Here is an 18,906-nt window from a genome sequence, read left to right as displayed (position 1 = left end):
ACGGGAAGTGAATTTTCACTCTCCGTGGCTTTTTTGGTGTATAAACTGGGGACAAAAGCAACTGGTAGTAGTCATTCCCTCAATTTACAATAAAATTCAGAACTGTTATACTCGCGAAAAGTCCCTCAATAAAGGAGATGGCACATGGGAATGAAGAAAGGAAAACTTCTATCAGGTGCAGCTGTGTCGATCATGCTGCTGTCAGCATGCAGCAATGATATCGAAAGCATCCAGCAGGCACTTGATGGATCGGAAGAAAAACAGGCATCTGCTGTTTCGGAACTGCAGCAGGTGATGGAACTGGAGAGCCAGCTCCAGAATGCATTTCAAACGGGTATATCGGAAGATGAAGATTTGAGTTCCTTTTCTGACGGGTCTGCTTCTGTCTTTACTAATATCGATGAAAGAAAGCAGGCATTGGAGAATCTCGATGGCATCAGCAGTGAACTTACCGAGCAGAAGGAAAAGTTTGCAGAAATTGATGTACAGAGCGTTTCTGAAGAAACCGTCGATGAGGTTGAAAATACCATCCAATCCTTGAACGAATCCATTGATGCGTTTGCAACGAAGTATGGAGAAGACCTTGAACAGCAGAGGGATTATTTCGAATCCCTGGGGCAGGATGACACTACATATGAAAATTTCAAGACAGGGATAGAGTCCATCAATGACAGTCGCGAAAAGACGCAGTCACTGCTTGCCGAACTGGATACGGAGATTGCTGCCTTGCAGAATCTGCAGGGTGACCTTTCCTCACAGCTCGACGCAGCAGCCGATGAATGATGTTACCAAAGGAGATGGACATGATGAAGAAAAGAGTATTTCTATTGATGTGCTGCGGCAGTATACTATTTGCCGGCTGTCAGAACGATAGTCCTGAAGATGAATCGAACGCCGACGCATCCTCACATCAGGCGGCAAACGAAGAGCAGCCGGAATCAACTGAAGAATCATCTGTGGAAGAAGTGACGGAAGAAGCTGAAACAGTGGAATTGCCAAAACCGGTTGAACAAGCAGCATATGAGTATAGTGTCAACGAAAATACATATGCAATACAGCCGATCGAAGGCAGCAGTGCAGAGTCGCAGGTCGCCCTGCTGACATATGATGACGCACCGGATGGTCATGCTGTCCGGATTGCTGAAATACTTGCACAGCATGACGCGCCGGCCATATTCTTTGTCAATGGAATGTATCTTGAATCGGAAGCGGGCAGGGATGCTCTCAACACGATCCATGAAATGGGTTTTGAAATCGGCAACCATACACAGACGCATGCCAGCCTGCCGGATCTTTCACCAGAAGCACAGCGCGCGGAGATAGTGGAGACAAATGATCTGGTTGAAGAGATTACAGGTGAGCGGCCCCGCTTTTTCCGTGCCCCTTTCGGACAGAATACCGAAACGTCAAGCCGGATTGCCAGTGAACAGGGGATGGTACTGATGAACTGGACGTACGGTTACGATTGGGAGGCAGCCTATCAGGAAGCGGATGCTCTGGCGGACATCATGGTCAACTCGGAATATCTCAACGCCGGTTCCAATCTGCTCATGCATGATCGTGCCTGGACACGGGATGCCTCTGCCGATATTGTCGAAGGTCTGAGAGGCAAAGGGTATACCATCGTAGATCCGGACAAAATTTCATCTCCGGAAAGAGAGGCGGCAGCCGAATGAGCGGACGTATGATTGGTTCAGCAATAGCACTTCTATTTTCAACACTATTTATTGCATCGGAAGCAAGTGCGGCGGAAACTTCGGTGCTGGATCTGCATGAAGGTCCTCTGCTGAGTGTACCGGAGGAATTTCCAGAGCAGTTCAAGTATGACAGCGGCGTCGATATCGCCTATCCGGAGTCGGGGGTCAAGGGCATCTATGTATCCGGATATTCCGCGGGTGGCGCAAGAATGGATGATCTGACCGGTCTCATTTCAAATACAGCGCTGAATGCGATGGTCATCGATGTCAAAGAGGACGAAGGCTACATGATGATGGATCTTGATTCCGACAACGAGACGATCCAGTCGCTTTCCTATGATTATGTGGATCCCGAAAAGCTGATGACACATATGGAGCAGGAAGAAATATATCCAATTGCTCGTGTCGTCGTCTTCAAGGATTCACAGCTGGCCGAAGCAAGACCCGAGCTCTCCTTCACGGATCAGAACGGCAATGTGTGGAAGAATGGTCGTGGAGAAAGCTTCGTCAATCCTTTCTCAAAAGAAGTATGGGACTATAACGTGGAGGTGGCGAAGCAGGCTGTAAAACTGGGATTCAAGGAAATCCAGTTCGACTATGTCCGCTTCCCAGAAGGGTTTGAACACCGCGCAGATACACTCGAGTACACGATGGGCGAATATGAGAATGCGGATATGAATGCAGTCGACAAGCGCGTTGCTGCTGTGACTGATTTTGTAGCATATGCGCGACAAGCGCTTGAGCCATACGATGTCGATGTGTCCGTCGACATCTTCGGCTATGCAGCCACCTTGCCGGAAGCGCCCGGCATCGGTCAGAACTTCTCCAAGATAGCGAGCAATGTCGATGTCATTTCATCCATGATCTATCCGAGCCATTGGGGAAACGGCTATTTCGAAATTCCGAAACCCGACCTTGAACCGTATGAAACCATTTCGGAATACATGAAGGTAGAAAATGAAGTACTTGGACAGCTTGAAGATGCTCCTGTATCCCGGCCTTGGCTCCAGGACTTTACCGCTTCTTATCTGGGTGCTGGAAACTATAAGCAGTATGGTGTCGAGGAGATCGAGGCCCAGGTGCAGGCCCTTTACGATAATGGCGTACAGGAGTTCCTGCTGTGGGATGCCTCGAACAGATATACGCGAGGCGTGGATTATGCCGATGATGGAGCGCAATAGCAGTAGGAAACACATAATGAAGATCATGTCCCTCGACATGGTCTTCATTTTATTTGATAATGATTTTAACAAGGCAATAACAACCGTAAAAGGAGCAGAGCAGATGGACCACAGCCATATTATTGAGGACGCGAAAAAATGGGTGCGCGATTTTCATGCACAGGATGCAACAGGGCATGACTACTGGCATATCATGCGTGTGTATAACAACGCCCTCTCGCTGCAGGACGAAGAGGGGGGAGACCGCTTCATCATCGAAGTGGCGGCGCTCTTTCATGACATGATCGACTATAAGCTGATCGGCAATGTGGATCAGCAGATTGATGAGATAGAAAGGTTTCTGGATGAGCGGGATGTGGAGGCGGATACCATACGGCGCATCATCCATGCCATGCAGGCTGTATCCTTCAAAGGGGGCACCAATGCGGTCAAGGTGGGATCGCTTGAGGATGCAATTGTGCAGGATGCGGATCGTCTGGATGCACTTGGCGCAATCGGCATTGCGCGGACTTTCGTATATGGCGGAAATAAAGGGCATGATATGCACCATCCGGACACACAGGCACGTGAAAATATGACATTCGAGCAGTACAGCCAGGAAGACAATACGATGATCAGCCATTTCTACGAAAAACTGCTGAAACTGAAGTTCCTAATGCATACGGATACTGCAAAGGCAGTTGCAGAGGCACGGCATCAGTTCATGGAAAACTACCTGGAACAGTTCTATGCGGAGTGGGACGGCAAAATATAAACGGGATGGAGAGTGTGCTATGAAGAACCCATTATTTGATAGCTATCCGATTACTGAAACTATGGCGGGATATCATACTGTCTTTTGGAAAAATGAACATTATGCGAGGTTTGATCCGGATGATGCGGGCTGGACTTTAAAGATGTCGGATATCCTGGAAGCAGAGGCGCGTCTCGCACGTTTTGCTCCATTCATAGAAGCGGCTTTTCCTGAAACACAGCCTCATAACGGTGTAATAGAGTCCCCATTGATCGAAGTGGATGAAATGAAACAGCACTTGAATGAAAAGTATAATGTGAGCATTAGTGGCGCAGTGTATGTCAAAGCGGATGACCGCCTCCCGGTGTCCGGCTCCGTCAAAGCAAGAGGCGGCATCTATGAAGTGCTCAAACATGCAGAAGATCTTGCCGTTGAGCATAATATGATTGTCCCGGATGATGATTATGCGCAGTTCCGGTCGGAGAAGTTTCATCAGTTCTTTTCAGAGCATACGATTGTTTGTGGGTCGACAGGGAACCTCGGCCTCAGCATCGGCATCATCAGTGCTGAACTCGGCTTCAAAGTAATCATCCATATGTCGAGTGATGCGAAGCAGTGGAAGAAGGACATGCTGCGTGAGCGCGGTGTCATGGTCGTCGAACATGAAGATGATTACAGCAAGGCTGTAGAAGCGGGACGTGAAGTGGCACTTCAGGATGACCACAGCTACTTTATTGACGACGAGGATTCAGTGCCTCTATTTCTTGGCTATGCTGTATCCGCATTGCGACTCAAGGATCAGCTTGACACCGAGGGTGTCAAGGTCGATGCCGAGCATCCCCTGTATGTCTATCTGCCATGCGGCGTCGGAAGTGCGCCTGGTGGCATCAGTTTCGGTCTGAAGCAGGTTTTCGGGGATGCTGTCCATCCGGTCTTTGCAGAACCGGTCCAGTCACCGTGCATGCTGCTCGGTATTTTGACTGGATTGCATGATGTTATTGCGGTGGGTGATATTGGCCTCGATAATCGTACGACTGCTGATGGCCTTGCTGTCGGCAGACCATCAAAGTTTGTCGGCAGAATGCTTGAGAAGCACATCCACTCATTCTTTACAGTGGAAGATGCAGAAATGCACGCTCTTTTGGCTGCAGCGCATGACCTTGAGAATATGAAGATGGAACCTTCAGCAGCAACCGGTTTCCCGGGCCCCGCCATAATCCATCAGCATCCGGAAGACCCTCATCTGAGTAATGCGACGCATATCGTGTGGAGTACAGGCGGCAGCATGGTGCCGGATGCAGAATGGCAGTCGGACTGTGAGGCAGGCAGGTAGACTGTCTGAATGGATGGTCTTTCTGTTTGTCAGACAGGAAAAGTGAATGTATAATATAATGATTGCAATTTCGCATATGACCAGCTTCAAATAAAGAATTCATAAGGAAAGGCAGGTGAAAATATGAATAGACACGAATTCAAGCAGAAGGTCATCGACTATGCACATTCCATAGGCATCGATGAGATCGGATTCACCCATGCAGAGCCGTTCCATGAGCTCAGGGAGAAGCTGATCGACTATCATGCGAAAGGGTATGCCTCAGGCTTTGAGAAAGGAACGATTGATGAGCGGACGGATCCGAAACTGTCGCTCAGTTCTGCAGAGAGCATCATCTCGATTGCCGTCGGCTATCCGAACCGGCTGCCCGATGCGCCGAAGAGCAGAAAAGGCGAGCGGCGCGGACTCTTTGCCCGTGCTTCGTGGGGCGTCGACTACCATACGCTGCTCAACAGACGGCTTGAAAAGCTCGAAGCGTATATCAAATCTCTTGATCCTGACATCGAAACGAAGTCCATGGTGGATACGGGCGTCATGAGTGATAGGGAAGTCGCGAGACGCAGTGGTCTCGGCTATATTGGAAAGAATGGTTTTGTCATCAATCCGGAACTTGGCACATACTCATACCTCGGCGAGATGCTTACGAGCTATCCATTTCCACCGGATGAGGAACTGATCGACTCATGCGGCGACTGCAATCTGTGTGTCGACCGCTGCCCGACGGGTGCACTGGTCGGCAATGGACAGCTGAATTCACAGAAGTGCATTTCATTCCTCACCCAGACGAAAGGATTTCTGCCGGATGAATACCGTGGCAAGATCGGCAATCGCCTGTATGGCTGTGATACATGCCAGCAGGTGTGTCCAAGAAATAAAGGCATCAACACCGATCATCACGATGATATCGTGCTGGAACCTGAAATTCTGAAGCCGGAGCTTGCCGGACTGCTTGAAATATCGAATAGGGAATTCAAGGAGACATACGGACATCTGGCTGGTGTATGGAGAGGGAAAAAGCCCATCCAGCGCAATGCCATCATTGCACTGGCGCATTTCAAGGAGACAAGTGCTGTCGATCTGCTGAAGCGTGTGGCAGAGAATGACCCGAGGCCGGTGATCAAAGGGACTGCCTACTGGGCTGTCGGCCAGATAGAAGGAGACAGGGCACTTGATTATATAAATGAAAGATTTAGAATGGAAACAGACGAAGCAGTCAGAGATGAGATGCTCAAAGGCATCCAGGAAGTGGTCTAGGAGGTTTCAATGCCAAATCATATTGTTTTATATCAACCGGAAATACCGAATAATACAGGAAATATCGGCAGGACATGTGCAGCAACGGATACGACACTGCATCTGATCCATCCGCTCGGATTTTCCACCGACGACAAGATGCTCAAACGGGCAGGGCTCGACTACTGGCCGAACATCAATGTCGTCCATCACGACTCCGTGGAAGCATTCTTCGAGGCGACGGAGGGCAACTATTATCTCCTTACCAAATTCGCCACAAAGTACTACACGGATCTCGACTACAGTAATCATGATGAAAACCACTACTTCGTATTCGGAAGGGAGACTTCCGGGCTCCCGGACTGGATGAAGGAGAAATATGCAGATACAGCACTCAGAGTACCGATGACCGATAAGGTCAGATCCCTCAACCTGGCGAATACCGCTGCGATTCTCGTATATGAAGCGCTGAAGCAGCAGGCGTTCCCACAACTACACTAGGAGGCAGAGTATGAACTCAGTTATTGAACTATTGAATAATCACCGCTCCATCAGGAAATTCAAGGACGAGGCGCTGGATGAGGAAACAATCTGGACGCTTGTCACTGCCGCCCAGTCTGCAAGTACATCCAGCTATGTACAGGCGTACAGCATCATGGGTATCACGGATAAGGATAAGAAAGCGGCACTCAGGGAAATCAGTACCCAGCCTTATGTGGAGCACAATGGCCACCTTTTCGTCTTCCTGATCGACTACAACCGCCATGTCGAGCTATCCAAAGATAAAGGCGAGCCGATCGCCTTCGACAAGACCGAGCAGCTGATTGTCGGCACGGTCGACGCGGCCCTTGCTGCACAGAATCTGGCAGTGGCAGCAGAGAGCATGGGGCTCGGCATCTGCTATATCGGGTCTTTGAGAAATGATATGGCCCGTGTCATAGAAATCCTCGAACTGCCAAAAGGTGTCGTGCCGCTGTTCGGAATGGTCGCAGGCCATCCGGATCATTCAGGCAGCAAGAAGGAAAGACTGCCTTTTGAAGCGGTGTACCATGAAAATACGTACCAGCCGGTCGGTGAGCTGAAAGATGTCATCGACGACTACGACACACGCATCAGCGACTACTACAGCGAGCGCACGGATGGGGCGCGCAGTGATACCTGGAGCGATCAGGTCATCGGCATGCTCGGACAGAAGCAGCGTCTCGATGTTGACGGTGTACTGAAGAACCAGGGTTTTCTCGGCCAATAAAAAAATAAGCCATGCAGATGCATGGCTTATTTGGATTGCTGCTATATTTTCTCTTCGCCGTTATCCCTGTAGCCCCACTCTGATTCACGGCTCGATGCCAGAATAGAAGCAATGAAGGATATGCTGACCATCAGTATTAGAAATGCTTTCATGATTCGCGCCTCCTAATTTTCCGTACATAACATCATTATAAACGATAACCAGTAAAGAAAAAAGCTGAAAAGGCATAAAAGTTTTGTTAGAAATCCTTATGATGAGGGTAAAACAAGAAAGACATTGAGAAATCGAGGGGGAATCAACATGGCAATGAATTTTAAAATTTTCCAGGATAAAGAACTGGTCAGCATCTATATGGCCGATATCATCAGAAAACAGGTGCATAACAACCCGACAAGTGTAATCGGCCTTGAACTGAATGAGGAGCTGGACTGGACCTATAGGAAGTTTGTAGGTGAATCCAAGCAGCATCCGGCAGATTTCTCACAGATCTACATTGTCGGCATCAATCGCGACGGTGACAGGGAAGTATTCGAGCAACTGGATATACCGGATGACCAGCTTAAACTGGATGGTTCTGCCGATACGATGAAGAAGGTGCTGGATGACAAGGACCAGGCGAACTTGACAGTCCTTTCGATCGGTGCCAATAAGAATCTCGGATACACGGAATCCGGCGACAACGACCAGCTGTTTGATTCTCGGGAACTGATGCTTGTCGCCACCGGGAGTGACAAGGCCGAGGCGATCAGAAGTCTGTATGACGCAGTCGAGAACCACGATGATGATTTCGGCAAGGTGAAGCAGCACCGTATGGTGACAGTCGTGATGGATAAGGAAGCGGCAGCACTGCTTGATCAGGATATTGTAGAATACTACACTTCCGAATTCGCCTAGGAGGAAAAGTATGAAAAAGGATAATGACAAGGATATCGACTACAGAAAAGATATTGAGCCTGATGAGAACGAAATGACCCAGGACATGGAAGATGTGAAAGCACTCGGCAAAGAGATGGAACAGATCTCACAGAATGAAGACTATCCGATCGATTCTTCCGACGATGAGTCCCACGGGGTGGGTCCTGATGACAACTAAATGACATGAAACAGATGAATCCTTCTGAAAATTAGTATAAAATATTTCTTGTATACTAATTATCAGGAGGTTTTTTGATTGTCATATAGAATAGAGAAGGATACGATCGGTGAAATTGAAGTTCCAAGTGATAAATACTGGGCGGCACAGACGGAAAGAAGCAGACAGAACTTCCCTGTCGGCAAGGAGAAGATGCCTCTTGAAGTCATCGTTGCCTTTGCACATCTGAAGAAGGCGGCGGCAGTCTCGAACCATGCACTCGGCAAATTGTCTGAGCAGAAGAAGGATGCCATTGTCCATGCATGCGACCGGATCATTGCACGTGAACTGGATGAACATTTCCCACTCGTTGTGTGGCAGACAGGAAGCGGCACCCAGAGCAATATGAACGTCAATGAGGTCGTCAGCTATGTAGCCAACGAATATCTAGGGGCCAAGGGTAGTGAAGAGAAGGTCCATCCGAATGACGATGTAAATAAATCCCAAAGCTCCAATGATACTTATCCGACAGCCATGCATGTTGCGCTCCATCAGGCTGTAGAAGAACAGCTCATGCCCGCACTTGATCTATTGAGATCAACTTTTGAAGAGAAGGAGGAAGCGTTCAAGGATATCATCAAGATCGGTCGTACCCATCTTCAGGATGCGACACCACTGACGCTTGGCCAGGAGATCAGCGGCTGGAGATACATGCTCGAAAAATGTGAAACACTGATTGGTGAATCAAAACAACAGCTCAAAAATCTTGCAATCGGCGGCACTGCTGTCGGTACAGGCATCAATGCCCATCCGGAGTTCGGCGACAGGGTTGCAAAGGAAATCTCGAATCAGACAGGCTACGAGTTCATATCCTCTCCGAACAAGTTTCATGCGCTCACTTCCCATGACGAAGTGGTATACCTCCACGGTGCGCTGAAAGCACTGGCAGCGGATCTCATGAAAATTGCCAATGATGTCAGATGGCTCGCCTCCGGACCAAGAGCCGGCATCGCAGAAATTGAAATACCTGCAAATGAGCCTGGTTCCTCCATCATGCCGGGCAAAGTCAATCCGACCCAGTCCGAAATGCTGACCATGGTGGCAACCCAGGTGTTCGGAAATGATGCAGCAGTCGGCTTTGCCGCTTCCCAGGGCAATTTTGAGCTGAATGTATTCAAACCGGTCATTCTGTATAACACGCTGCAGTCGATCTATCTGCTATCGGATGGCATGAAGACGTTTAACGACAAGTGTGCTGTGGGAATAGAGCCTGTGGAAGAGAACATAGAGCGTTTCCTTAAAAATTCATTGATGCTAGTTACAGCGCTCAATCCGCATATCGGCTATGAAAACGCCGCAAAAATCGCAAAGAACGCCCATGAGAAGGGCATTACACTGAAAGAATCTGCAGTGGAATCCGGCCATCTTACTGAAGAGCAGTTCGATGAGTGGATCAACCCGGCAGACATGATTCAATCCAGAGAGTAGGAGCTTGCTTATGAAAAGGATCGGACTCATCGATATCGGTTCCAATACAGTGCGCCTTGTGCTGTTCGAATATACCAGTGGGACGGGACTGAAGGAACTGCAGAACATCAAAACCCCTGCAAGACTTGCACGGTTTCTTGATAAGGACAACGTCATGGCCGAAGAAGGCATCAATAATCTCCTTTCCATTCTGAACAGTTTCCAGCTGATCAGTGAAAAGTATGATGTTGAAGAAATCTATCCCGTAGCGACAGCGGCCATCCGCCAGTCGGTCAATGTGGATGATATTCTGAAAAGGGCAAAATCTGAAGTCGGCATGGAAATAAAAGTGATCACAGGCAAGGAAGAGGCCCGCTACGGCTACCACGCCGTCGTTCATACAATCAGCAATATGGATGCTGTCACCATCGATATCGGTGGGGGCAGTACCGAACTGACATTTTTTGAAAATAAAGAGCTGATCCATTCCGTCAGTCTGCCTTTTGGTGTGGTTACATTGAATACGATGTTCTTCCAGGGCAAGGAGCACAACGATGAAGAAGCACTTGAGAAGACGGAGAAGTATGTCAAGGAACAGCTCAAATCGGTCAAATGGCTTTCAAAACGCAAAGTACCTATACTGGCAATTGGAGGCAGTGCGCGGAACATTGCACGCATCCACCAGTCGTCGATCAACTACCCGATAGCAGGGGTTCACGGCTATTCCATGGATCGCAATGACCTTCAGGATGTCTATGACCTGCTCGAGGGTACGAATTCAGACGACCTGGATGACATCGACGGCCTGAGCAAGGACCGCAGCGATATCATCCTGCCGAGTTCAATTGTCTTCAAGTCCCTTTATGACGTCGTCAAGGCCAATGAGTTCAAATTCAGCCGCAAAGGACTCAGAGAGGGGCTCGCCATGTCCATTATCTCGAAGGACTACCCGGCGGCCTTCAACAAGTACCATATTTTCAGAGACTCTCTTATCGAACTGTCGAATGACTTCCACATCCAGAGAGAAGAGGGCGAGAAGCGTCAGCAGATCGCAGAACGTATTTCCCACGAGCTTGAAAAATTCGATTTCATCTCCCTTGGCAAGCACGAAAAATACTTGATGAAGAATGCGGCGCATATCTTCTATTTGGGATCCTTCATTGACAGGGACGCTACAAGTCAGCATACTTATTATCTGATCTCAAACAGTAATATCAATGGCATTGTCCACCTCGACCGGGTGCGACTGGCACTTCTTGCAAGTTTCAAGAACAAGACACTGCTACAGTTCTTCGCTGAAGAGACAGGGTGGTTCGATGCAGACGATCTGGACAGCCTGCAGACGCTTGGCAGCATACTGAAGTTTGCCAATGCACTGAATATCTCAAATACCAATATTGTCCAGGATCTCTTTTTGGAAAAGGCTGACGACAAGATGCGTCTGACAGTCAGGTATAAAGGCGATCCGATTGCTGAAGAGTATCAGGCGATAAGACAGAAGAAGCACATTGAAAAAATCATGGACACGGGTCTGGAGATCAGGTTCGTGGAAGCCTGATAACTATCTTTAATCAAGGGAGTAGGAGAATAGTGATGACATATCGATTGAATGATAAGGAGTATTACAACAATCGGGAATTGAGCTGGCTCAGATTCAACTACAGGGTCATTGAAGAAGCGGCAGATGTCAATAATCCGCTTCTTGAGAAACTGAAGTTTCTGGCAATCACCAGCTCGAATCTGGATGAATTTTTCATGGTCCGGGTAGCGGGTATCAAGGACCAGATCAAAATGAACTATCATGAGCCGGATACAAAAACACAGCTGACACCACAAGAACAGCTTGAAGGCATCAGCAGACTGAACCGGCAGAACAGCACGATACAATACGAATATTATCATCGTCTGATGCGCGAACTGGAAGAATATGATATCTACCTGAAGCGCCCCGACGACTTGTCGGAAGACCTTCAGAATGAAATCGAATCCATTTTCGATACGGAAATCTATCCGTCTCTTACTCCTCTCGGTATCGACGCCTATCGGCCGTTTCCAAAACTGATGAATAAGAAAATCAACATATTCGTCAATCTATCCAATAAGCTGGGCGAACAGACTGCCATCGTGCAGCTGCCTACCGTCATCCGCCGCTATTTTGAACTGACTGACGGCAGGAAGACCTATTTCGTATTGGCAGAGGATATTATAGAGAAGCATATCAGCAAGCTGTTCGGCGGTTATGAGATTGATCGTACCTTCCCATTCAGAATTACAAGAAATGCAGACTTGACGATACATGAGGAAGGTGCGGCGGATCTTCTGATTGAAATTGAAAGGTTCTTGAAAGAGCGTACAAAGGGAGCTGCAGTCCGGCTTGAAATAGACATCAGTAAAAATGACAGCACCAACGGTTCATTCCTGCGCAGTGAACTGGGACTGTCGGAACAGGATGTATATAAATTTGATGCACCGCTCGATCTGACGTTCCTGTTCGGATTGACTTCCGACCTGAAGGACAGATTCCCGCATCTGGCATACCCGCCATTTACGCCTCAGGAGCCGGCACTGCTGTCAGGCAAGAACATATATGAGCTGGCGCTTGAGAAGGATATATTCTTCCATCACCCGTTCGAGAGCTTCCATCCCATCGTCGACTTCATGCGCGAGGCGGCCGAAGATCCGAATGTACTGGCCATCAAGCAGACCCTCTACCGTGTATCAAGCGATTCGCCGATCATCGAAGCGCTGAAGAATGCTGCAGAGAACGGCAAACAGGTGACTGTCCTTGTTGAACTGAAGGCAAGGTTCGATGAGGAGAATAATGTACAGTGGGCGAAGGAACTTGAGGATGCCGGCTGTCATGTCATCTACGGCATGAACTATTTGAAGACGCACAGCAAGATCACGCTCGTCGTCAAGCGTGTAAAGGGCAAGCTGGTCCGCTACGTCCATCTTGGTACCGGAAACTATAATGATTCCACTGCAAAGCTGTATACGGATATGGGCATCATCACGACGGATGAGGATATCGGCAACGATGCCATCAATTTCTTCAACTATCTCAGCGGATATTCCCTGAAGCCGGATTACAAGGCCCTGCACGTGGCACCATTTGAAATAAGGGATCTCTTTGCGGAATACATCGATAAGGAGATCGAGTTCCACAAGGAGAACGGCAAAGGATATATTTTTGCCAAGATGAATTCCCTGACGGACAAGAAAATCATCAACAAGCTGCTCCAGGCTTCCCAGGAAGGCGTAAAAGTGGATCTTGTCATACGCGGCATCTGCTGTCTGAAGCCAGGAATAGAGGATGTCAGCGACAACATCAGAGTCATCAGTATCGTCGGCAGGTTCCTGGAGCACTCCAGAATCTACTACTTCAACCACAATGGGGAAGAGAAGATGTTCCTTTCTTCGGCTGATATGATGACGCGCAACATGATCAAGCGCGTCGAAATCCTCTTCCCGATCAAAGATCCATTGATTGTCGAAGAGATCAGATCCATCAGCCGTCTGTACCTGAAGGATAACATCAAAGCCCGTATCCAGAAGCAGGACGGTTCCTACGAATATGTTGAAAATGAGCACGAACCGATCAGTGCCCAGGTCGAACTGATGAGGCGTGCTGAGAGACATGGCAGGGAACAGCTGGTGCAGAAGGAAAACCAGCTGCTGCTGAAAGTCAGAAATCGATTCAGACGCAAAAATTAGAGTGGCTGAAGGCCAGGGAGGACATCCCTGGCCTTTTTTGCATGCCATAGTACATTGACTTTATTCTGAAATTTATATAAACTGACTAGATATAAATAGAAGAAGAGGTGAAGACATGACCACGTATGAGGAATTCCTTAAGAACGCCCGTAACTACCGTACTGTGCCGGTGATTGAATCTTTCAGCACTGATCTGCTGACGCCGGTACAGATGTTTCATTCGTTGAAAGATGAAGCAGTATATATGCTGGAAAGTCAGGAGCCTGATTCGGCGTGGTCCAACTTCTCCTTTATCGGTCTCGATCCAATGATGGAAATACAGGAATCGGAACACAAGTTCATCATCCGTGATCTGGAAAGAGGGCACCAGTCTACAGCACCTTCCTTCAAAAGGGCATTTGAAACGACGGTCGAGCGGCTGCAGGTGAAAATTCCGGATATGGACATTCCATTCAAAGGTGGCGGTGTCGGCTATATCAGCTATGATGCCATCAGCGATTATGAGCCTGTACCGGATGCGCCGTTTGAAAAGGAGCGGCTGTCGAACTATCACCTGCTGTTCTGCCGCTCGCTCCTTGTATACGATCATCATTCAAAAGAACTGAACATCATCCATTTTGCGAGGGTTGATGCCGAGCAGGATACTGAAGAGATCTACTATGATGCCATTGCTGCAATCGAGCATATCAGAACAAGTCTGATGCAGGGCAGCAGACTATCCGATCTGCTGCTGCCGACGGTTCTGCCGAAAACGGAAGGATTCGAGCTCGACAGCAACTATGAGAAACAGAAGTTTCTACAGGACGTCGGCAAAATAAGAGACTATATAGAAGCCGGAGATATCCTCCAGGCCGTGCTTTCGCAGCGTTTCCATAAAAAGACGGAGAGAAGCGGTTTTGAGCTCTACCGTGTGCTGAGAAAAGTGAACCCATCCCCCTACATGTACTACTTGAAGTTTGATGGTGTCGAAGTCATCGGCAGCTCCCCGGAGCGCCAGCTTGAAGTGCAGGATGGCAATCTGGAAATCCATCCGATTGCCGGTACAAGAAGAAGAGGGGTTACGGTAGCTGAGGATGAAATGCTTGCCGAGGAACTGCTCAATGATGAAAAGGAGCGTGCAGAGCACCGCATGCTCGTCGATCTGGCCAGAAATGACATCGGCAGGGTGGCTGAGTATGGTTCTGTAGATGTGAGCGAATATATGGTGATCGGCAGATTCTCGAGAGTCATGCACATCATCAGCAAAGTCCAAGGCAGGCTCAAAGCCGGCATATCGCCGATCGATGCATTCATCTCCTCGTTTCCCGCCGGAACGCTCTCCGGCGCCCCTAAAGTGCGTGCCATGCAGATACTGCGTGAACTCGAACCGACAGCAAGAAATCTCTATGGCGGAAGCATCCTATACCTCGGATTCGATGGCAATATCGATTCCTGCATTACAATACGGACCATGACACTGGTCGGCCAGGACCTGTATATCCAGGCAGGTGCCGGAGTGGTTGCCGATTCCGATCCTGAAGCGGAATATCAGGAGACGATCAGCAAGGCAAGCGCTCTGGAGCACACCGTCCGTCTGACAGAAAGCATTTTCGGCAACAGAAATACAATGAAGGTATAGGAGGGCTGATATGATATACATGATCGACCATTACGATTCGTTCACCTTCAACATTGTGCAGGCGCTTGGAGAAATGGGGGAGGAGATCGTTGTCAGAAGAAACGATGAAGTGGCCTTTGAGGAGATCGATAGGCTGGCTCCGGACCTCATATTCCTTTCTCCCGGAGCAAAGCGTCCGGAAGATACGGGAATGACCATGGAGGTCATAGAACATTACAAGGAAACAATTCCGATATTCGGTGTATGCCTCGGCCATCAGACCATCGCCCATGTATTCGGCGGGATGGTCGGGCGCACGAGCAGGCTGATGCACGGCAAGACGTCTCTGTTGTACCACGAAGGTACAGGCATCTATGAAGGCATGTCCCAGGCCTCGGAAGTGATGAACTACCATTCCCTCATCGTCGACAAGGAGACCTTGCCCGACTGCTTCATAGTCACAGCAAAATCGGAGCTTGGTGAAATTGCCGGCATCAGACACCGCACGCTGCCGATTGAAGGCGTCCAGTTCCACCCCGAGTCCATCGGTTCTGCAGAAGGCAGACGACTGATCAGAAATGTCGTGCAGAAATTCTGCAGAGACAAGAAAACACCTTTGAAACAATAAGTTTCAAAGGTGTTTTTCCATTCTATAAGGCATCCTTATCCAGCTGTACAGTGACTGTTTTCTGCAGTATCGGATGGATGAATTCTATTTTATAGCTGAAGAGCTGAAGGTCTCTGAGTGTGGAATCGCCATAGAGCGGATCTCCGATAACAGGAAAACCGGCATGTGCGAGGTGTACGCGGATCTGGTGCGTACGTCCGGTCTCGAGCTCTATTTCCAGTTCGCAGTAGTCGGCACCTACTTTCGAACCGATGATGTGGGTGACCGCTTCCTTGCCTTTTGATGTCACATGATACTTGTTGCGCTCCTTCGGATCCTTGGCGATGGGTGCACTGATCGTCTGGGGCTCAAAGCGTTTCTTCGTATCTATTCTGGCAATGTAGGTGCGCTTGATGTCGCGTTCGCTCAGCATATGGTCGAGCATCTTTTTGACAAGCGGGTTTTTCGCGACGAGCAGCACACCTTTCGTCTCCTGGTCGAGCCGATGGATGGGTTCGAGATATTCCGCTTCCAGTGTATAGATTGCATGGTTCATCAGCGTATTCGTTTCATTCATCTGGTTCGGGTGGGTTTTGACCCCCCTCGGCTTGAACAGTACCGCGAGATACCGGTCTTCATACATGACATCACAGTTGCGGTAGCTTGGCTTATACTGGCTGCGCGCGCCCGTATCAGGAAGGATGACCAGGTCATCGGCTGAGATCGTCGCGTTCAATGGTGCATTTTCGCCGTTGATGATAATATCCTTCGACATGCGCAGGAAGTGCAGTTCTTTTTTTGGCACGTGCAGCGTCTTCAGTACCTCTTCCAGTGTCATGCCATCGAATTTCTGATGCATATTGAATTTCATCTATTCCGCTCCTGTCATGGCATTGATGAACTGTACATATTCATCCGCATTGCCCGGGTTGCCCGCGAAACGGTCCACCTCTTCGCCATTTTCATAATAGACAAGTGTCGGCGTCGCTTCGATTGCGTAGTCGTTCCATGCCTGTTCGTATTCCAGAATATTGAGCTGGGTGACTTCTTCGCCGGTCTGATTGAATGCATCGATCAGGAATGGCGTGGCGGCGGCACAGTGGGAACATGTCGGACTCCAGAAGTAGACGAATTCGCCATCGCCCGCATCTATGATCTCCCTTGTTTCATCGAGTGTTTTGTTGTAGTGGTAGTTTTCGTCCTCAAGCTTGTCGATTGTGGCACCGCTCAAGTTTTCCGATTCGAGATCTGTGTACGGGTAGTAGCCGTCTTCCGGATTCTCAGAAGCGCTGTTCATGAAGATGAAGACAGCGGCGAAAGCGACGATGACAAGAGCGATGATGCCGTAGAATATTTTATTTCCCATGTTATGAACTCCTTTTTATTTTCTTTTTATCATAAATGATAATATAAAGATGAGGGTAAAAGCAATGAATGAGAGGAAAGGTATTGTGATGAAGCCGAACCAGTTGATGTACTGGACGGTGCACGATACACCTGTGCATGCGGCCAGATTATCCCCGAGGAAGCTGAGCTTCTGCAGTCCATAGTGGTAGACTGCAAGGAGCAGACCGATCCCGCTCATTATGCGGATATAGTATTTTGCACCCATATCATTCCTGATGATCGAGATGATCGAGATGATGACGAGCGGGTACATGAGAATGCGCTGGTACCAGCAGAACTCGCAAGGGACATACTGTCTGATTTCACTGAAGTAGAGAGAGCCGAGCGTGGCGATCAGCGCAGTGAAGAAGATCAGCTGCATGAAGAGTTTGTTATTGGTCACACTATTCCTCCTGTTTGCTGTTTTATTTCAGGTTCATACTATATCATTATAAGTGATATCATTGGACACGTGGGAACGATATATTTACAAAGTTATTAACATTTGGCCGAGGAGAGGTGTTACGATGAAAAGCAAGCTCCAGCTGCTCAAGGATATCGCTGAGTTCCTCAATGAGGAAACCGATCGCAGCACCATGATTCATGGTGCATTGAAGATGCTGGTCGACCATTCCGAATTCGATACAGGATGGCTGTTCTTCATCAACGAAGAAGGACAGCACGAACTGAGTGCCCACTACCGGCTGCCCCCCTCATTGCAGAAGGCAGGGCATCAGCATCTGTGCGAAGGCAGATGCTGGTGTGTAAACAAGTACAACAATAAGGAGCTCCGGACTGCGACCAATATATTCGTCTGCTCACGTCTTGAAAAGGCACGGATCGACTATCCGGAGGAGAATAACGGCATCACCCACCATGCGACAGTGCCGCTCATTTCTGGTGATGAATCCTTCGGTCTTCTGAATGTTGCGAGCCCGCACAGGCAGGAGTTCAGCCAGGATGAACTTGATCTGCTCGAATCCGTGGCATTCCAGATCGGATCAACACTGAAACGGATCGAACTGACTGCACAGGAGCAGGAGAACATGATCATCAGGGAAAGACAGCGGCTGGCACGGGATCTTCATGATTCTGTCAATCAGATGCTCTTTTCGATCGGTATCACTTCCCATGCAGCCAAAAGCATGAAGGATGAAAATAAGCTTAAAGACGCATTCAATTCGATCGAGCATACTTCAAAGCATGCGATGAAGGAGATGAAGGCACTGATCTGGCAGCTTAAGCCGATCGGTCTTGAAAATGGCATCATCGATGCTGTCGAGAAATATGCAGAACTGCTGGATCTTGAAATCGATATCCAGGTCGATGGCTTCTACGACGTATCCGACCAGGTGGAGGTGGGACTCTACAGGGTCATCCAGGAAAGCCTCAACAACATCAGAAAGCATTCAGGCGCCAATGTGGCAGTCATCAGAATGAACGCCGGTCCGAAAGTGCTCCAGGTCACCATTGAAGATGGCGGACGGGGATTTGACGCACTCGAGCAGCAGAAATTCAGCTATGGCTTGTCCAACATGAAGGAGCGCATCCATAAGCTTGGCGGCACATTTGAAATTACATCAGAAACAGGCAAAGGGACGCGGACCATCATCAGCGTCCCTTCAAAGGAGTGAGTA

At 48.8% G+C, this 18,906-nt stretch carries 19 protein-coding genes; 16 read left to right on the top strand and 3 right to left on the bottom strand.

Annotated features, from left to right (window positions below; genetic code table 11):
* Positions 1-150 precede the first annotated feature (150 nt).
* The 15 genes from FO441_RS06055 to FO441_RS05985 all read left to right on the top strand — a co-directional run bounded on the left by FO441_RS06055 (position 151) and on the right by FO441_RS05985 (position 15,904).
* Positions 151-783: a YkyA family protein gene (locus FO441_RS06055; RefSeq protein ID WP_186365474.1), complete on the top strand. Its 633-nt coding sequence runs from the start codon at positions 151-153 to the stop codon at positions 781-783.
* A 23-nt stretch (positions 784-806) separates the two neighbouring features.
* Positions 807-1,676 carry a polysaccharide deacetylase family protein gene (locus tag FO441_RS06050; RefSeq protein ID WP_145287207.1) on the top strand — a complete coding sequence of 290 codons (870 nt, stop codon included), beginning with the start codon at positions 807-809 and terminating at the stop codon, positions 1,674-1,676.
* Positions 1,673-2,878: a putative glycoside hydrolase gene (locus FO441_RS06045; RefSeq protein ID WP_246095022.1), complete on the top strand. Its 1,206-nt coding sequence runs from the start codon at positions 1,673-1,675 to the stop codon at positions 2,876-2,878. The genes FO441_RS06050 and FO441_RS06045 overlap by 4 nt, the downstream gene beginning before the upstream one ends.
* 16 nt (positions 2,879-2,894) lie before the next feature.
* Positions 2,895-3,632 (top strand): HD domain-containing protein, encoded by a 738-nt coding sequence (locus FO441_RS06040; protein ID WP_246095020.1) that lies wholly within the window; start codon positions 2,895-2,897, stop codon positions 3,630-3,632.
* A 19-nt stretch (positions 3,633-3,651) separates the two neighbouring features.
* Positions 3,652-4,944: a D-serine ammonia-lyase gene (locus FO441_RS06035; RefSeq protein ID WP_246095018.1), complete on the top strand. Its 1,293-nt coding sequence runs from the start codon at positions 3,652-3,654 to the stop codon at positions 4,942-4,944.
* Positions 4,945-5,067: 123 nt separating this feature from the next.
* Positions 5,068-6,198 carry a tRNA epoxyqueuosine(34) reductase QueG gene (gene queG, locus FO441_RS06030; protein ID WP_145287201.1) on the top strand — a complete coding sequence of 377 codons (1,131 nt, stop codon included), beginning with the start codon at positions 5,068-5,070 and terminating at the stop codon, positions 6,196-6,198.
* 9 nt (positions 6,199-6,207) lie between these two features.
* Positions 6,208-6,678 (top strand): tRNA (uridine(34)/cytosine(34)/5-carboxymethylaminomethyluridine(34)-2'-O)-methyltransferase TrmL, encoded by a 471-nt coding sequence (gene trmL / locus FO441_RS06025; RefSeq protein ID WP_145287198.1) that lies wholly within the window; start codon positions 6,208-6,210, stop codon positions 6,676-6,678.
* Between the two features lie 10 nt (positions 6,679-6,688).
* On the top strand, positions 6,689-7,426 hold the full coding sequence (gene nfsA, locus FO441_RS06020; RefSeq protein ID WP_145287195.1) for an oxygen-insensitive NADPH nitroreductase: 738 nt from the start codon (positions 6,689-6,691) through the stop codon (positions 7,424-7,426).
* Positions 7,427-7,726: 300 nt separating this feature from the next.
* A complete protein-coding gene (locus tag FO441_RS06015; protein ID WP_145287193.1) occupies positions 7,727-8,320 on the top strand; it encodes a sugar phosphate isomerase family in 594 nt (197 codons plus the stop codon).
* Positions 8,321-8,330: 10 nt separating this feature from the next.
* A complete protein-coding gene (locus FO441_RS06010; protein ID WP_145287190.1) occupies positions 8,331-8,519 on the top strand; it encodes an SAS053 family DNA gyrase inhibitor in 189 nt (62 codons plus the stop codon).
* A 78-nt stretch (positions 8,520-8,597) separates the two neighbouring features.
* Positions 8,598-9,986: a class II fumarate hydratase gene (gene fumC, locus FO441_RS06005; protein ID WP_145287187.1), complete on the top strand. Its 1,389-nt coding sequence runs from the start codon at positions 8,598-8,600 to the stop codon at positions 9,984-9,986.
* Positions 9,987-9,996: 10 nt separating this feature from the next.
* Entirely contained in the window at positions 9,997-11,523 is a 1,527-nt protein-coding gene (gene ppx, locus FO441_RS06000) for an exopolyphosphatase (RefSeq protein ID WP_145287184.1), read from the top strand.
* 35 nt (positions 11,524-11,558) lie between these two features.
* Positions 11,559-13,679: an RNA degradosome polyphosphate kinase gene (locus FO441_RS05995; RefSeq protein WP_145287181.1), complete on the top strand. Its 2,121-nt coding sequence runs from the start codon at positions 11,559-11,561 to the stop codon at positions 13,677-13,679.
* Positions 13,680-13,794: 115 nt separating this feature from the next.
* Entirely contained in the window at positions 13,795-15,297 is a 1,503-nt protein-coding gene (gene trpE, locus FO441_RS05990; protein WP_145287178.1) for an anthranilate synthase component I, read from the top strand.
* Positions 15,298-15,307: 10 nt separating this feature from the next.
* Positions 15,308-15,904: an anthranilate synthase component II gene (locus FO441_RS05985; protein ID WP_145287175.1), complete on the top strand. Its 597-nt coding sequence runs from the start codon at positions 15,308-15,310 to the stop codon at positions 15,902-15,904.
* 22 nt (positions 15,905-15,926) lie between these two features.
* On the opposite strand, the gene FO441_RS05980 is transcribed toward FO441_RS05985, so the two are convergent.
* Genes FO441_RS05980 through FO441_RS05970 form a run of 3 tightly spaced genes read right to left on the bottom strand, consistent with a single transcriptional unit; the run spans position 15,927 to position 17,651 of the window.
* Positions 15,927-16,754, bottom strand: a complete 828-nt coding sequence (locus tag FO441_RS05980) for an RluA family pseudouridine synthase (RefSeq protein ID WP_145287172.1) — start codon at positions 16,752-16,754, stop codon at positions 15,927-15,929.
* Complete coding sequence (locus FO441_RS05975) at positions 16,755-17,249, bottom strand: thioredoxin family protein (protein ID WP_145287169.1); 495 nt, start codon at positions 17,247-17,249, stop codon at positions 16,755-16,757. It lies immediately after the preceding gene.
* A 15-nt stretch (positions 17,250-17,264) separates the two neighbouring features.
* Entirely contained in the window at positions 17,265-17,651 is a 387-nt protein-coding gene (locus tag FO441_RS05970; protein ID WP_145287391.1) for a disulfide oxidoreductase, read from the bottom strand.
* Positions 17,652-17,796: 145 nt separating this feature from the next.
* Here FO441_RS05970 and FO441_RS05965 point away from each other — a divergent pair, with 145 nt between their 5' ends.
* Positions 17,797-18,903, top strand: a complete 1,107-nt coding sequence (locus tag FO441_RS05965; protein WP_145287166.1) for a GAF domain-containing sensor histidine kinase — start codon at positions 17,797-17,799, stop codon at positions 18,901-18,903.
* The last annotated feature ends 3 nt before the right edge of the window (positions 18,904-18,906 follow it).

It is taken from the genome of Salinicoccus cyprini (genome assembly GCF_007713705.1).
In the GTDB taxonomy this organism is placed as follows: domain Bacteria; phylum Bacillota; class Bacilli; order Staphylococcales; family Salinicoccaceae; genus Salinicoccus; species Salinicoccus cyprini.
The sequence above is the reverse complement of the archived record's forward strand: the minus strand, read 5'-3'. Positions and strand labels throughout refer to the sequence as shown.

What these genes read in the sequence shown, in the direction of transcription:
- queG (WP_145287201.1), top strand. Translation starts at nt 5,068, where the DNA reads ATGAATAGACACGAATTCAAGCAGAAGGTCATCGACTATGCACATTCC.
- FO441_RS06045 (WP_246095022.1), top strand. Translation starts at nt 1,673, where the DNA reads ATGAGCGGACGTATGATTGGTTCAGCAATAGCACTTCTATTTTCAACA.
- ppx (WP_145287184.1), top strand. Translation starts at nt 9,997, where the DNA reads ATGAAAAGGATCGGACTCATCGATATCGGTTCCAATACAGTGCGCCTT.
- FO441_RS06035 (WP_246095018.1), top strand. Translation starts at nt 3,652, where the DNA reads ATGAAGAACCCATTATTTGATAGCTATCCGATTACTGAAACTATGGCG.
- FO441_RS06055 (WP_186365474.1), top strand. Translation starts at nt 151, where the DNA reads ATGAAGAAAGGAAAACTTCTATCAGGTGCAGCTGTGTCGATCATGCTG.
- FO441_RS05970 (WP_145287391.1), bottom strand. Translation starts at nt 17,651, where the DNA reads ATGCAGCTGATCTTCTTCACTGCGCTGATCGCCACGCTCGGCTCTCTC.
- trpE (WP_145287178.1), top strand. Translation starts at nt 13,795, where the DNA reads ATGACCACGTATGAGGAATTCCTTAAGAACGCCCGTAACTACCGTACT.
- FO441_RS06040 (WP_246095020.1), top strand. Translation starts at nt 2,895, where the DNA reads ATGAAGATCATGTCCCTCGACATGGTCTTCATTTTATTTGATAATGAT.
- FO441_RS05965 (WP_145287166.1), top strand. Translation starts at nt 17,797, where the DNA reads ATGAAAAGCAAGCTCCAGCTGCTCAAGGATATCGCTGAGTTCCTCAAT.
- FO441_RS05995 (WP_145287181.1), top strand. Translation starts at nt 11,559, where the DNA reads ATGACATATCGATTGAATGATAAGGAGTATTACAACAATCGGGAATTG.
- FO441_RS05980 (WP_145287172.1), bottom strand. Translation starts at nt 16,754, where the DNA reads ATGAAATTCAATATGCATCAGAAATTCGATGGCATGACACTGGAAGAG.
- FO441_RS06050 (WP_145287207.1), top strand. Translation starts at nt 807, where the DNA reads ATGAAGAAAAGAGTATTTCTATTGATGTGCTGCGGCAGTATACTATTT.
- nfsA (WP_145287195.1), top strand. Translation starts at nt 6,689, where the DNA reads ATGAACTCAGTTATTGAACTATTGAATAATCACCGCTCCATCAGGAAA.
- FO441_RS05975 (WP_145287169.1), bottom strand. Translation starts at nt 17,249, where the DNA reads ATGGGAAATAAAATATTCTACGGCATCATCGCTCTTGTCATCGTCGCT.
- FO441_RS06010 (WP_145287190.1), top strand. Translation starts at nt 8,331, where the DNA reads ATGAAAAAGGATAATGACAAGGATATCGACTACAGAAAAGATATTGAG.
- FO441_RS06015 (WP_145287193.1), top strand. Translation starts at nt 7,727, where the DNA reads ATGGCAATGAATTTTAAAATTTTCCAGGATAAAGAACTGGTCAGCATC.
- FO441_RS05985 (WP_145287175.1), top strand. Translation starts at nt 15,308, where the DNA reads ATGATATACATGATCGACCATTACGATTCGTTCACCTTCAACATTGTG.
- trmL (WP_145287198.1), top strand. Translation starts at nt 6,208, where the DNA reads ATGCCAAATCATATTGTTTTATATCAACCGGAAATACCGAATAATACA.